At 66.4% G+C, this 13,742-nt stretch carries 11 protein-coding genes; 3 read left to right on the plus strand and 8 right to left on the minus strand.

All coding sequences use genetic code 11. From position 1 onward, the window contains the following. Positions 1-14: 14 nt before the first annotated feature. The 3 genes from L0962_RS14190 to L0962_RS14200 are packed head-to-tail and all read left to right on the plus strand — an operon-like array spanning position 15 to position 2,855. Positions 15-752 (plus strand): ABC transporter substrate-binding protein, encoded by a 738-nt coding sequence (locus tag L0962_RS14190; protein WP_234087107.1) that lies wholly within the window; start codon positions 15-17, stop codon positions 750-752. Then, positions 752-1,522, plus strand: coding sequence for an ABC transporter substrate-binding protein (locus L0962_RS14195; protein ID WP_234087108.1), 771 nt, complete (start codon positions 752-754; stop codon positions 1,520-1,522). Before L0962_RS14190 ends, L0962_RS14195 begins: the two co-directional genes overlap by 1 nt. Positions 1,523-1,526: 4 nt before the next feature. Beyond that, positions 1,527-2,855 (plus strand): diguanylate cyclase, encoded by a 1,329-nt coding sequence (locus L0962_RS14200; RefSeq protein ID WP_234087109.1) that lies wholly within the window; start codon positions 1,527-1,529, stop codon positions 2,853-2,855. Here L0962_RS14200 and L0962_RS14205 read toward each other — a convergent pair. The 8 genes from L0962_RS14205 to aspA form a co-directional block, all read right to left on the minus strand. Beyond that, positions 2,799-3,119: a diacylglycerol kinase gene (locus L0962_RS14205; protein WP_234087350.1), complete on the minus strand. Its 321-nt coding sequence runs from the start codon at positions 3,117-3,119 to the stop codon at positions 2,799-2,801. The two genes, L0962_RS14200 and L0962_RS14205, sit on opposite strands and share 57 nt — an antisense overlap. A gap of 53 nt (positions 3,120-3,172) precedes the next feature. Beyond that, on the minus strand, positions 3,173-5,998 hold the full coding sequence (uvrA, locus tag L0962_RS14210; RefSeq protein WP_234087110.1) for an excinuclease ABC subunit UvrA: 2,826 nt from the start codon (positions 5,996-5,998) through the stop codon (positions 3,173-3,175). Between the two features lie 129 nt (positions 5,999-6,127). After that, positions 6,128-6,787: a nuclear transport factor 2 family protein gene (locus L0962_RS14215; protein ID WP_234087111.1), complete on the minus strand. Its 660-nt coding sequence runs from the start codon at positions 6,785-6,787 to the stop codon at positions 6,128-6,130. 90 nt (positions 6,788-6,877) lie between these two features. Next, on the minus strand, positions 6,878-8,212 hold the full coding sequence (locus L0962_RS14220; RefSeq protein ID WP_234087112.1) for a sigma-54 dependent transcriptional regulator: 1,335 nt from the start codon (positions 8,210-8,212) through the stop codon (positions 6,878-6,880). After that, entirely contained in the window at positions 8,205-10,073 is a 1,869-nt protein-coding gene (locus tag L0962_RS14225; RefSeq protein ID WP_234087113.1) for an ATP-binding protein, read from the minus strand. The genes L0962_RS14220 and L0962_RS14225 overlap by 8 nt, the downstream gene beginning before the upstream one ends. 21 nt (positions 10,074-10,094) lie before the next feature. Beyond that, positions 10,095-10,856 carry a sulfite exporter TauE/SafE family protein gene (locus L0962_RS14230; RefSeq protein ID WP_234087114.1) on the minus strand — a complete coding sequence of 254 codons (762 nt, stop codon included), beginning with the start codon at positions 10,854-10,856 and terminating at the stop codon, positions 10,095-10,097. An 84-nt stretch (positions 10,857-10,940) separates the two neighbouring features. Then, complete coding sequence (locus L0962_RS14235; RefSeq protein ID WP_234087115.1) at positions 10,941-12,245, minus strand: dicarboxylate/amino acid:cation symporter; 1,305 nt, start codon at positions 12,243-12,245, stop codon at positions 10,941-10,943. A gap of 28 nt (positions 12,246-12,273) precedes the next feature. Next, a complete protein-coding gene (aspA, locus tag L0962_RS14240; protein ID WP_234087116.1) occupies positions 12,274-13,683 on the minus strand; it encodes an aspartate ammonia-lyase in 1,410 nt (469 codons plus the stop codon). Positions 13,684-13,742: the final 59 nt, after the last annotated feature.

Here is a 13,742-nt window from a genome sequence, read left to right on the forward strand (position 1 = left end):
GAGTCATCCGTCCGATGTCCATCCGCCGCGCCTTCGTCCTGTGTTGCCTGTGCCTCGGCCTGTTCCGGCCGGTCGGGGCGGAACAGGCATTGCGCGTCGCCGTACTCGACAATTCGCCGTCAATGTCCTTCCGCGACGACAAGGGACAACTCACCGGCTTCACCGTTGAACTGCTGCACCTGTTGTGCGCCGAACTGAAGCGCGATTGCCGTTTCGAAGTGTCTTCGCTCGATCAGGCCCAGAACGGACTGATCGACGGGCGTTACGACCTGGCCGGCATGGCGCTGCTCGACACGCCGGAACGGCGGCACCGGCTGGTGCTCAGCAAGCCCTTCTTCCGCTCGGTTTCGCTCTGGTTCGGCCGGGCCGGCCAGTCGGCCGAGGCCGCCGGGCAGAAAGTCGCGGTGGTGCGCGGCTCGGCGCAGGAACGTTATGCCCAGGAGCAGGGCTGGCAGATCGTTGCGGTGAACAGCAATGGCGAACTCGATGGGCCGTTGCTCAATGGCGACGCCGATGCCGCGCTGATCCCGATGGCCACTGCGCTCGGGCTGATGCAGCGGGCGGCCTTTCGCGACGCCGGCCTGCAGCACCGGGTGATCGACCCGGCCCGGCTGGCCGGCGAGGCCTGTTTCGGCATCGCGCCGGCCAGGGCATCGCTGAAGCAGGAGGTCGATGCGGCGCTCGAGCGGATCAAGCGCAGCGGTGCCTACGACCGGATCAATTCCAAATTCATTCCCTTCCGGGTGTATTGATGACCGTTTCCGTCGCGCTTCGCCGTTGTCTGCTGTGCCTGGCGCTGGCGCTGCCGTCCGCGCTGGTGCTGGCCGGCGACTGGCATGTCGCGCTGGGCATGATGGATCGCGGCGCCAGTCAGCCCGGCGGTTTGACCGCCTTCAACGAAGACGTGGCGCGGGAAATCTGCCGACGGGCACGCGTGCACTGTGTCACGGTCAACCTGCCGTTCGGGGAAATTCTCGAAGGCCTGGCCGAAGGCCGCTATGCCATGGGTTTTGGCAATTTCCTGCGGACCGGCGAGCGCGAAAAGCGCATCGCCTTCAGCGTGCCGCTCTGGCACTCGTCGTCGCGCCTGATCGCCCGGGCCGATGTCCAGCGCCGGCTGAGCGACGCGACGCTCGACAGCCTGCAGCGCCTGCGCGTGACGGCGGTGCCGGGAACCCAGCAGCACGCCTACTGGCAGTCCGTCGCGGCAAGCCGCGATCTGGTCGTCGTGCCGGCCGGTAGCATGGGCGACATCATCGGCATGCTGCGGCGCGGCCAGGCCGATGTGGCGCTGGTGCCGGTGCTCAGTGCCTATGCGCTGCTGGCTGGCGAGGCCACCGGCGAGTTTGCCTTCGTCGGGCCGCCGGCCGCCGATCGCGGGCTGGGCGGCGGCGTTCATGTCGGCTTGCCCAAGGGCAACGAAAGCTTGCGGAAGACGGTCGACAAGGCGCTCGTCGAGATGCGGGCGGACGGTACGCTGCACCGCATCGTGCGGCGACATTTCAATTTCAGCCTGGACTAGCGCCATGCCGGACTGGACGCGTGACGGAAAACTTCGGGCCGGCTGGGCCTTCGTCGTCCTGGCGCTGGCCTTTGCCCTGACTTTCGGCAGCGTCGTGCTGTGGCTGGCGCACGACCAGCAGCGCGTGGTCGAGACGGCGATGCGGCTGCAGGACCAGACGATGCCGGAAATCGTCCGGCATCAGCGGCTGTCGCGCAATCTGGAACAGTTGCGCCAGGAGGGCGAACGGGTCTATGCCGTCGCCACGCCACAGGCCCGTCAGCAAGCCTTGTTCGTCGTCACCCTGGTGGCCAGCCATCCGAGCATCCTCGATCATCCCGAGGCGCGAGAACTGGCGCGCCGCGTCGAACGTTTCCTGTCCGATGCGGTTCGCGACGCCGGCAGTGACGATGCAAAGCTGATGGAGAGCTATCCGGAATGGCAGCGCCTGGCGGCACGGCTCGGCGTGCTGGTCGACGACGTTTACATCCAGGGCGTCAATCAGGCCGGCGGCGACCTGAAGGATGTGCTGCAGGCGATGGAGATGGCCCGCGTCAAGCTGTTCGGCGCGATGCTGCTGGTCGGCATTTTCCTCGGCGTTTTCCTGTGGCTGCTGCACCGCCACCTGATCCGGCCCTTGCAGCGCATCGACCGGGTGCTGTCGCGCCTGCATGTCGATTGTCCCCGGCCGGAATTCCACGACCGGCAGATGGCCGAGATCGTTTCGGTCGAACGGGCGATCGGCGAACTGCACGATGCCTTGCGCCATAACGAGGCGGCCCGCCAGGCACTGGAAAACCTGGCCAATCTCGACGGCCTGACCGGCCTGACCAACCGTCGCTGTTTCCTGCTGCAGGCCGAACACGAGTTGCAGCGCGCGCAGCGCTACTTGCGGCCGATCGCCGTCGGCATGGCCGATCTCGATTACTTCAAGCGCCTCAACGATACCTACGGGCATGCCGCCGGCGACGCGGTGCTGCGGGCCTTTGCCGTGCTGGTTCAGGAAAGCCTGCGGCAGACCGACCTGATCTGCCGCTACGGCGGCGAGGAATTCGTCTTCCTGTTCCCCGAAAGCACGGTGGCCGAGGCCGAGGTGCTGGCCGAGCGACTGCGCAGCCGTTGCGCCGATTACGACATCCGCCTGCCGGACGAGCGCGTGGTACGGGTCACGGTCAGCATCGGTCTGGCCGATGCCGGGCAGGGCAGTATCGAAAGCGCGCTCAAGCTGGCCGACGCGGCGCTCTATACCGCCAAGCGCCAGGGGCGCAATCGCGTCGTGCGGGCCGACGCGCGGCCGTCAGGTCGGCCAGAGCACGCAGAGCCAGATCGCCAGGACATTGATCAGGCTGAGTAGTACCGCTGCGCTGCCCATGTCCTTGGCTCGTTTGGCCAGCTCGTGCTTTTCCGGCGAGGCCTTGTCGACGACCGCCTCGACGGCCGAGTTGAGGATTTCGACGATCAGCACCAGCAGTACGCTGCCGACCAGCAGGGCGCGGTCAACCCCGGTTTTTCCCAAAAAAAGGGCCAGCGGAAGGGCGATGGCGGCGAGCATCGCCTCCTCGCGGAAGGCCGCCTCGTTTTTCCACGCCGAACGCAGTCCGTCGCGCGAATAGCCCATCGCGTTGATCAGCCGGACCAGTCCCTGCTTGCCCTTGAATTCCTTGTAATCGCTCACTTTTTCTTGTCCAGCAGCGGTTTGAGGAAGCGGCCGGTATGGCTGGCCTTGCATTTCGCCACCTGTTCCGGCGTGCCGGCGACCAGGATGCGGCCGCCGCCGCCGCCGCCTTCGGGGCCGAGGTCGACGATCCAGTCGGCGGTCTTGATCACGTCGAGGTTGTGCTCGATGACGACGATGGTGTTGCCGTGGTCGGCCAGGCGGTGCAGCACTTTCAACAGCAATTCGATGTCGGCGAAGTGCAGGCCGGTGGTCGGTTCGTCGAGGATGTACAGCGTCCGCCCGGTGTCGCGCTTCGAGAGTTCGAGCGCCAGTTTCACCCGCTGCGCCTCGCCGCCGGACAGCGTGGTCGCCGCCTGGCCGAGGGTGATGTAGGAGAGGCCGACATCGACCAGCGTCTGCAGCTTGCGCGCAACGACTGGCACCGGGTCGAAGAATTCGCGCGCCTGCTCGACGGTCATGCCGAGGATGTCGTGGATGTTCTTGCCCTTGTACTGGATTTCCAGCGTCTCGCGGTTGTAGCGCTTGCCGTGGCAGACGTCGCAGGGGACATAGATGTCGGGCAGGAAGTGCATCTCGACCTTGATCATGCCGTCGCCCTGGCAGGCTTCGCAGCGGCCGCCCTTGACGTTGAAGCTGAAGCGGCCGGGGCCGTAGCCGCGGGCGCGCGATTCCGGCACCTGCGAGAACAGTTCGCGGATCGGCGTCAGCAGGCCGGTGTAGGTCGCCGGGTTGGAGCGCGGCGTGCGGCCGATCGGCGACTGGTCGACGTTGATCACCTTGTCGAACAGGTCGAGACCGAGGATTTCCTTGTGCGGCGCGGGTTCGGCGGTGGAGCCGTAGAGGTGCTTGGCGGCCGCGGCGTAGAGCGTGTCGTTGATCAGTGTCGACTTGCCCGAGCCGGAAACGCCGGTGACGCAGGTGAACAGCCCGCCGGGAATCTCCAGCGTGACGTCGCGCAGGTTGTGGCCGTAGGCGCCGACGACTGTCAGTTGTTTGTCCGGATGTTGCGGTCGACGTTGTTTCGGCACCGAAATTTCGCGCGTGCCCGACAGGTAGGCGCCGGTCAGCGAGGCCGGGTTGGCGGCGACCTGGGCCGGCGTGCCTTCGGCGACCACCGAGCCGCCATGAACGCCGGCGCCGGGGCCGATGTCGATGACGTAGTCGGCGGTGCGGATGGCGTCCTCGTCATGTTCGACGACGAGCACGGTGTTGCCCATGTCGCGCAGGTTGCGCAGCGTCTGCAGCAGGCGGTCGTTGTCGCGCTGGTGCAGGCCGATCGACGGTTCGTCGAGCACGTACATGACGCCGGTCAGGCCGGAGCCGATCTGCGAAGCCAGGCGGATGCGCTGCGCCTCGCCGCCGGACAGCGTTTCGGCCGAGCGTTCGAGGCACAGGTAGTCGAGGCCGACGTCGATCAGGAAAGTCAGCCGGGCGGTGATTTCCTTGAGGATCTTGTCGGCGATCTGCGCTTTATGGCCGGGCAGTTGCAGGCAGTTGAAATAGTTGCGCGCCTCGCCCAGCGGCAGGCGGCTGATCTCGTGCAGCGTCTTGTCGCCGACGCGCACGTGGCGGGCCTCGACGCGCAGGCGAGTGCCGTTGCAGGTCGGGCAGGTCGAGTTGCTGATGTACTTCGACAGTTCCTCGCGCACGGCGTTGGAATCGCTCGCCCGGTAACGCCGTTCGAGTTTGGGGATGATGCCTTCGAAGCTGTGGCTGCGGTCGAAGCGCGTGCCCTTCTCGTTGGCGTAGCGGAAGTTGATGGCTTCCTTGCCGGAACCGTAAAGCACCAGTTGGCGGACGTTCTCCGGCAGTTCCTGCCAGGGCGTGTCGACCGTGAAATCGTAGTGCTCGGCCAGCGATTCGATGATCTGGAAGTAGAACTGGTTCTTCTTGTCCCAGCCGCGGATGGCGCCGGCGGCCAGCGACAGGTGCGGCGCCGTGACCACGCGCTTGGGGTCGAAGAACTGGATGACGCCGAGGCCGTCGCACTTCGGGCAGGCGCCCATCGGGTTGTTGAACGAGAACAGGCGCGGTTCGAGTTCCTGCAGCGCGTAGGAGCAGACCGGGCAGGCGAACTTGGCCGAGAACATGTGCTCCTGGCCGGAATCCATCTCCAGCGCGATGGCCCGGCCTTCGGCGTGGCGCAGTGCCGTTTCGAAGGATTCGGCGAGGCGCTGGCGCATGTCGTCGCGCACTTTCAGGCGGTCGACGACGACATCGACGTTGTGCTTCTGCGACTTGGCCAGCTTGGGTACAGCGTCGATTTCGTACACGGTGCCGTCGACGCGGACGCGGGCAAAGCCCTGAGCGCGCAGTTCGGCGAACAGATCGAGTTGCTCGCCCTTGCGGTTGGCGACCACCGGCGCCAGGATCATCAGCTTGGTCTCGGCCGGCAGCGCCAGCACGTGATCGACCATCTGCGACACGGTCTGCGCTTCCAGCGGCTGATCGTGGTCGGGGCAGTAGGGCGTGCCGGCGCGCGCGTAGAGCAGGCGCAGGTAATCGTGGATTTCGGTGACCGTGCCGACCGTCGAGCGCGGGTTGTGGCTGGTCGCCTTCTGCTCGATGGAAATCGCCGGGCTCAGGCCTTCGATCAGGTCGACGTCGGGCTTTTCCATCAATTGCAGGAACTGCCGGGCGTAGGCCGACAGCGACTCGACGTAGCGCCGCTGGCCCTCGGCGTAGAGCGTGTCGAAGGCCAGCGAGGACTTGCCGGAACCGGACAGGCCGGTGATCACGATCAACTGGTCGCGCGGCAGGTCGAGGTTGATGTTCTTGAGATTGTGGGTGCGGGCGCCGCGGATGCGCAGGGTTTCCATCGCTGTTTTTCTGCGTGGGTTGGGGAGGTGGGAACTATACGCAAAAGGCGGGCGCTTGTGCAGCGGATTGCTGGATAAAAAAACAGCATTTATCGGGGCGCTGCTTGCCCCGATTTCTCCGGCCGCGTTTTACTTCAACGCGGTGAACCGTTCCCCGGCAATCAGCCAGCGGCCGTCGCGGCGGACCAGGCTGAGCCGCTTGGTGCCCACGTCGGCGAGTTTTTCCGAGCGGTAGTACTGTTCGCAGACCACGTCGGCGCGGTCTGCGCCGTCGAAGCGGATGTCCGGCGTGCCCAGGCGGATTTCGAGGGCGCCGCCGCTGCCCAGGACGCGTTTGCGGCCGGCACGCCAGCTTTCCGGGCTGTCGTTGCCGCCCTTGAATTCCGGCGCGTAGTGCGCCAGGTAGGCTTCGGCATCGCGGCCGGCCCAGGCCTTGCGCCAGCTTTCCAGAAAGCGGCGGACGTCGGCGCGGGCGTCGGCCATCGGTTCGGCAATCGCCGTTGCCGGGGTGTCGGCGGCTGGTTGTGCGGCGCTAACGGGGGCGCTGGCCGCGTCGGCCAGTTCGATGCGTGGCAGTGGCGGGGGCGGCGGTGCGGTACGCGGGCGGGGACGCGGTGCGATCGGTGTGTCGTCGGGGCCGCCGACCATTTCCGGCGGCGGCGGGGTCAGCGCCCGCGTGTCGTTGGCGGTTTCCGAGCCGTCGAAGGCTTTCGGTAGTGCGCAGCCGCCGGTTGCGGCGATCAACGGAAGCATCAGGCAGGCGATCAGCGTTCTGGCAGGCGTCGACATGGGCAATTCCGGAGGGGTGGCAATGACAGCCGCAACTATACCGAAATTGCCCGATGCTGCGGTCGACCGCAGGTTCGGACGAAAAAGCGTTCAGCCCGGCTCCGTCAGTCCATGCTTCCGGATCTTGTCGTGCAAGGTCGTCTTGGCGATCGACAGGGCTTCGGCGGTGCGGGCGAGGCTGCCATGGCGACGCAGGGCGTCGGCGATCAGGGCACGCTCGAAGGCATCGACGGTTTCGGCCAGCGGACGCGGACCGTCCGGCGTCTCGCTGGCGAACGGCGGTGAGCCGCTTTCGATACCGAGCACGCAGCGGTCGGCGACGTTGCGCAACTCACGGACGTTGCCCGGCCAGTCGTAGGCGACCAACTGGCGGATGCGGCCCGGATTATCGGCGGGCTGCGGGCGCTGGTGGCGGGCGGCGGCCTGCAGCAGAAAGTGCTCGAAGAGCAGCGGGATGTCTTCGCGTCGTTCGCGCAAGGGAGGCAGGTTCAGCGTCGCCACGCTGAGCCGGTAATAGAGATCGGCGCGAAAGCCGCCGCGACCGGCAAGTTCCAGCAGGTCGGCCTTGGTTGCGGCGATGACCCGGCAGTCGATCGGGATGCTGGTGTTGGAGCCGAGGCGTTCCAGGGTGCGTTCCTGCAGCACGCGCAGCAGTTTGATCTGCATCGGCAGCGGCATGCTCTCGATTTCGTCGAGGAACAGCGTGCCGCCGCTGGCGTGTTCGATCTTGCCGATGCGTCGCTTGCCGGCGCCGGTGTAGGCGCCGGCTTCGTGGCCGAAGATTTCGCTGTCGAACAGGGTTTCCGGCAGACCGCCGCAGTTGATCGCGACGAAGTTGCCATGCCGGCGCGGGCTGAGGTCGTGCAGGCAGCGGGCGATGAGTTCCTTGCCGGTGCCGGTTTCGCCCAGGATCAGCACGTCGGCGGCGCTGTCGGCCAGGCTGCCGAGTCGCTCGCGCAGTTTCTGCATGCCGGGGGCGCGGCCGATCAGCCGGGCTTCCAGCGCGTCGCGCTGGGCCAGCTGGCGACGCAGGCTGCGCACTTCGAGGACCAGCCGTCGCTTGTCGAGCGCCCGCCGGGCGACCTCGACCAGTTGCTCCGGGGGGAAAGGTTTTTGCAGGAAATCGTGGGCGCCGTCCTTCATCGCCTGGACGGCCATCGAGATATCGCCGTGGCCGGTGATCAGGATCACCGGCAGTTCGGGATCGGCCGCCAGCGTTTCGCGCAGGAGCTGCATGCCGTCGATGCCCGGCAGCCGGATGTCGCTGACGATGATGCCGGGGTAGTCGTACCCCAGGCGGCGGCGTGCCTGCTCGGCGCTGGCGGCGCGTTCGGTGGCAATGCCTTCGAGCTGCAGGGCTTGCTCGCAGCCCAGCGCGACATCGGGATCGTCCTCGACGATGAGGACCTTGAGCGCGTCATCCATGAGTGGGCTTCTCCACGGCGAGGGGGATTTCCAGGGTAAAACGGGCACCGCCGTCGGGCGGATTGTCGCCGCTCAGGGTGCCGCCGAAGTCGCGGACGATACCGGCCGAAATGGCCAAACCAAGGCCGAGGCCTTCGCCGGCCCCCTTGGTGGTGAAGAAGGGTTCGAACAGGTGCTGGCGGGCCGTTTCAGCCAGCCCCGGGCCGTTGTCGCGCACACTCAGGATGGCCTGGCCGGCATGGCTGCTGCAAGTCAGTTCGATGCACGGCGCCGGGTGGCCGGCGAGGGCATCGAGCGCATTGCCGAGCAGATTGACCAGGACCTGCTCCAGCCGGTTGGCATCGCACAGCGCCAGCGGTTCCGGCAACGGGCAGTGGCGCCGCAGTTCGACGCCGGCACCGCGCAGGCGCGGTTCGAGCAGGGCCAGCGCGTTGTCGATGGCCTTGCACAGCGGCACCGCTTGCAACTGGCCGCTCGACTTGCGGGCGAAATTGCGCAGCTGACCGGTGATGTCGCCCATCTTGTCGGCCAACTGCGCGATGCGTTCGAGATTGGTGCGGGTGGTCGTCAGGTCGCCGCGTTCGAGGAAGCGAACGCTGTTGCCGGACAGCGTGCGCAGCGCGGCCAGCGGCTGGTTGAGTTCGTGGGCGACGCCGGCCGACAGTTGCCCGATGACCGCCAGTTTGCCGGCCTGCACCAGTTCGTCCTGAGCGGCGCGCAGCGTGCGCTCGGCGCGGATGCGCTCGGCGATTTCTTCCTGCAGCGCCTGGTTGCTGGCGGAGAGATCGGTGGTGCGCTCCTCGACCTTGCGTTCGAGTTCGTCGTGCGCCCGCTGCAGCGCGCGCTGGGCGGCCAGCCGGTCGCGCAGGTGGCGGCGGCGCTCGTCGAGCATGACGCCGATCATGAAGATCAGCACGGTGGCGATGCAGGCCAGCGCGGCGCGGCTCTGGGCGATCTTGTCGACTTGTTCGAGGTGCGAAAAGACGGTCAGGGTCCACTGCGTGCCCGGCAGTTGACGCGATTGCGCCAGGAAGCGTCCAGTCACCGGATACACCGAAATCATTTCCTGGCTGTCGCCGCTGATGCTGACCAGCCGGGTGCCATGCTCCAGTTCGCGGATTTCGCGCAGACCGAGCGGTTTCAGCGCACGCCGGTTGTATTGCAGGGTCTGGTCGAAGGCGCTGCGGGTCGCCTCGTCGAGGGGGCGCAGCGTGGTGAATTTCCAGTCGGCGGCCGAGCCGAGGATGACGACGCCGTTTTCATCGCTGACGATGGCCGGCGCCTCGACCGTGGTCCAGGATTTTTCCAGTTGCTCCAGGCTGACCTTGGTGACTGCGACGCCGAGCGTGCCGTCGGCATCGGCCAGACGCGACGAAAGATAGTAGCCGGGCTCGCCGCGTGTCGTGCCGATGCCGAAGAAGCGGCCGTTGCCGTTGTCCATCGCATCGCGGAAATAGGGGCGAAACGAAAGATCCTCGTCGATGAAGCTGCCGCCGCGTTGCCAGTTGCTGGCCGCCCGTACCCGGCCGTTGGCGTCGATGAGGTAGATCGACAGAGTGCCTGCCCGCTCGTTGAGTTGTTCGAGATAGCTGCTGACCGAGCGCGCCCGGCGCGCGTCGTTCGGCTGGCGAAGCAGGGCCACGACATCGGGCTCGAGACCCAGCGTGCCGGGGAGGAAGGCGTACTTGCCGATCTCCCGTTCAAGACTGGCGGAATACAGTTCCAGCCGGTGTACGCCGGTGGCCTGCAGGTCGGCGATGCCCAGTTGCTGCGTAAGGCGGAAAGTGCCGACGGTACTGGCGGTGGCCAGGCCGACGAGCAGCAGGAAGAGGGACAGTTGACGCAGGGGACGGCTGGGCATCGGCGACTCTCGGTGGGTGGCCTATCTTAGCAGCAGGTCGACGAGCTGCTTGACGATGAGCAGCGCGACGACCAGCAGAAAGGCCTTGCGCACGAAGGCGGCCCCGTGTTTCAGCGCAAGATGGGTGCCGAGCTGGGCGCCAGCCAGGTTGCAGGCGGCCATGATCAGGCCGACCGTCCACAGGATCGGCCCGTGGCTGGCGAAGAAGCCGATCGCCGAAATGTTGGTGGCGACGTTGATCACCTTGGCGCTGGCCGAGGCCCGTACGAAATCCATGCCGAACAGGCGGACGAAACCGAAAATCAGGAAGCTGCCGGTACCCGGTCCGAAAAAACCGTCGTAGAGACCGATGAGCAGACCGAACAGGGCCCCGCGCCAGGCGTCTCCGGGGCGCGGCGCATGTGTCTCCTGCTGCCCCATATCCTTGCGCCGGAAGGTGTAGACCGCGACCACGATCATCATCACGACGACCAGCGGCTGCATGGCGCTGCGCGGAATCCAGGCGACCAGCGCGGCGCCGGCCCAGGCGCCGAACAGCGCGGCAGCGGTGGCCGGCAGGACCAGTCCCCAGGGAATGCTCACGCTGCGCGCATAACGCCACATTGCGGCGGAGGTGCCGGCGATGCTGGACACCTTGTTGGTGCCGAACAGCGTGGCGATCGCGGTTTGCGGGAAGGCCGAGAGCAGCACCGGAATCTGGATCAGGCCGCCGCCGCCGACCACGGCGTCGACAACCCCGGCGAAGAAGGCCGCGGGAGCGAGGATGTACCAGTCGATGATCATGGTGCGATGAAAATGAGACGCCCCCGGCGTCAGTCGCCGGGGGCTGATGGTGGTTTGCCGGCGCGGTGCCGACGGGAAAGTGCTTCAGGCGGTTGCCACGCCGCTTGCGTCGTCGGCGACCGGCAAGGCTTCGTCGGCCTCGGCCAGCTCGGCGGGGACCGGTTCGATGGCCCCTTCCCACTTGGCCACCACGGCGGTGGCGATGGCATTGCCCAGCACGTTGGTCACCGTGCGTCCCATGTCGAGGAAGTGGTCGATGCCGAGTACCAGCAACAGGCCGGCTTCCGGCAAGTTGAACATGGGCAGCACGGCGGCAACGACGACCAGCGAGGCACGCGGCACGCCGGCGATGCCCTTGCTCGAGACCATCAGCACCAGCAGCATGGTCAGCTGCGTGCCGAGGCTGAGTTCGATGCCGTAGGCCTGGGCGACGAACAGCGCGGCGAAGGTGGTGTAGATCATTGAACCGTCGAGGTTGAACGAATAGCCGAGCGGCAGCACGAAGCTGGTGACGCGGCGCTTGATGCCGAACTTGTCGAGTTGTTCCATCAGCTTGGGATAGACCGATTCGCTGCTGGCCGTCGAGAAACCGACCAGCATCGGGCTGCGGATCAGTGTGAGCAACTGGAAGACTGCCTTGCCGAGCACCAGGTAGCCGGCGCCGATCAGCACCATCCATAGGGCGAGCAGCGCCACGTAGAAACTGATCAGCAGCTTGCCGAAGACCAGCAGCATGCCCAGGCCTTCGGTGGTGATGATGCCGGCAACGGCGCCGAACACGCCGACCGGGGCGAAACGCATCACGTAGTCGGTGACTTTCAGCATGACGTGCACGATTTCCTCCATCGTGCCGACCAGGCTGCGCGCCGTCTGGTTATGCAGGTGGCCGAGCGCCAGGCCGAAAAACACCGCAAAGACGAGGATCTGCAGGATTTCGTTGGCAGCCATCGCCTCGAAGATGTTCTTCGGGAAGACGTGGGTGATGAAATCCTTGAGGTTCAGTGCGCTGGTCTTCAGGTTCAGCGCGCTGCTGGTTTCCGGCAGCGGGACTGCGAGGCCGGCGCCGGGTTGCAGCAGGTTGGCGAAAACCAGGCCGAGCAACAGCGAACAGAACGAGGCGCCGACGAACCAGCCGAGCGCCCGGCCGCCGATGCGGCCGACGGTGCGGCCGTCGCCCATGCCGGCCAGGCCGGCGACCAGCGTGGCGAAGACCAGGGGGGCGATGATCATCTTGATCAGGCGCAGGAAGATGTCGGTCAGAATGCCGAAGTAGCCGGCAATTTCCTTGGCCTGCGCGGGCGAGGCGGCAAAGTTGTGGCAGGCGTAACCGACGGCGATGCCAAGCAGCATGGCGATGCCGATCAGGGTGGTCAGGCGGTTCATTTTCATGGTCGGGGCTCCGGGCGGTAAAGGGGCATCAGGCGGCATGGGCAGGCAACGCTTGCGGGCGGGTCAGGATTTCCGGCCGCAGGACCTCGGCCAGTTGTCCGGCATCCATCAGGCCGCGTTCGAGAACGATTTCGGCGACGCCGCGGCCGCTCAGATGGGCTTCGGCGGCGACTTCGGTGGCGTGGGCATAACCGATGTAGGGATTGAGCGCGGTGACGATGCCGATCGAGTTCTCGACACTGCGGCGCAGCAGCTCGCGGTTGGCGGTAATCCCGTCGACGCAGAGGTCGGCCAGTGCCCGGCAGGCGTTTTCCAGGTGGCGCACGCTCTTGAACAGGCTGTGCGCGATGATCGGTTCGAAGGCGTTGAGCTGTAGTTGCCCGGCTTCCGCAGCGAAGGTGACGGTCTGGTCGTTGCCGATGACTTCGAAGGCCACCTGGTTGACCACTTCCGGAATCACCGGATTGACCTTGCCCGGCATGATCGACGAGCCGGCCTGGCGCGGCGGCAGGTTGATCTCGCCGAAGCCGGCGCGCGGTCCGGACGACAGCAAACGCAGGTCGTTGCAGGTCTTCGACAGCTTGACGGCGATCCGCTTGAGCACCCCGGAAAGTTGCACGAAGCTGCCGCAATCCTGCGTCGCCTCGACCAGATTGGGGGCGGTCAGCACCGGGATGCCGCTGATCGCGGCGAGTTCCCGGCAGACCAGCCGGGCGTAGTCGGGATGGGCGTTGATGCCGGTGCCGATGGCCGTGGCGCCGAGGTTGATTTCGCGGATCAGTGCGGCGGCCTCCTGCAAACGGGCTTCGTCTTCGCCGAGCATGACCGCGTAAGTCGAGAATTCCTGGCCGAGGGTCATCGGTACTGCGTCCTGCAGCTGGGTCCGGCCCATCTTGAGCACGTCGGCGAATTCGCCGGCCTTGCGGGCGAAGGCGGCGCGCAGGTAAGCCAGGGCATCGAGCAGCCGGAAGATGCCGACGTGGGTGGCGAGCTTGAGCGCGGTGGGGTAGACGTCGTTGGTCGACTGACTCATGTTGACGTGCTCGTTGGGGTGCAGGTGGCGGTAATCGCCGCGGGCATGGCCGAGGATTTCCAGTGCGCGGTTGGCGATCACCTCGTTGGCGTTCATGTTGGTCGAGGTGCCGGCGCCGCCCTGGATGACGTCGACGATGAAGTGCTCGTGCCATTGGCCGTCGGCAATTTCCCGGCAGGCGGCGAGGATGGCTTCGCAGCGTGCCTCGTCGAGCAGGCCGAGCTGTTGATTGGCGCGCGCGGCGGCGGCCTTGATCTGGGCCAGGGCGCGGATCAGGTCGGGGTAGCTGGCAATCGGCTGGCCGCTGATGGCGAAGTTTTCCCGGGCGCGCAGGGTGTGGATGCCGTAGTAGGCGCTGGCCGGAACGTCGCGTTCGCCGAGCAGATCGTGTTCGATGCGGGTCATGTTGTCTCCTGTTGTTGTCGTCAGCCGATGACGGGGCTGTACGTCCGGAAGATTGCATG

It is taken from the genome of Azonexus sp. R2A61 (assembly GCF_021401135.1).
GTDB lineage: Bacteria > Pseudomonadota > Gammaproteobacteria > Burkholderiales > Rhodocyclaceae > Azonexus.

Coding starts and splice junctions, on each gene's coding strand:
- L0962_RS14190 (WP_234087107.1), top strand. CDS start 15: ATGTCCATCCGCCGCGCCTTCGTCCTGTGTTGCCTGTGCCTCGGCCTG.
- L0962_RS14195 (WP_234087108.1), top strand. CDS start 752: ATGACCGTTTCCGTCGCGCTTCGCCGTTGTCTGCTGTGCCTGGCGCTG.
- L0962_RS14200 (WP_234087109.1), top strand. CDS start 1,527: ATGCCGGACTGGACGCGTGACGGAAAACTTCGGGCCGGCTGGGCCTTC.
- L0962_RS14205 (WP_234087350.1), bottom strand. CDS start 3,119: ATGGGCTATTCGCGCGACGGACTGCGTTCGGCGTGGAAAAACGAGGCG.
- uvrA (WP_234087110.1), bottom strand. CDS start 5,998: ATGGAAACCCTGCGCATCCGCGGCGCCCGCACCCACAATCTCAAGAAC.
- L0962_RS14215 (WP_234087111.1), bottom strand. CDS start 6,787: ATGTCGACGCCTGCCAGAACGCTGATCGCCTGCCTGATGCTTCCGTTG.
- L0962_RS14220 (WP_234087112.1), bottom strand. CDS start 8,212: ATGGATGACGCGCTCAAGGTCCTCATCGTCGAGGACGATCCCGATGTC.
- L0962_RS14225 (WP_234087113.1), bottom strand. CDS start 10,073: ATGCCCAGCCGTCCCCTGCGTCAACTGTCCCTCTTCCTGCTGCTCGTC.
- L0962_RS14230 (WP_234087114.1), bottom strand. CDS start 10,856: ATGATCATCGACTGGTACATCCTCGCTCCCGCGGCCTTCTTCGCCGGG.
- L0962_RS14235 (WP_234087115.1), bottom strand. CDS start 12,245: ATGAAAATGAACCGCCTGACCACCCTGATCGGCATCGCCATGCTGCTT.
- aspA (WP_234087116.1), bottom strand. CDS start 13,683: ATGACCCGCATCGAACACGATCTGCTCGGCGAACGCGACGTTCCGGCC.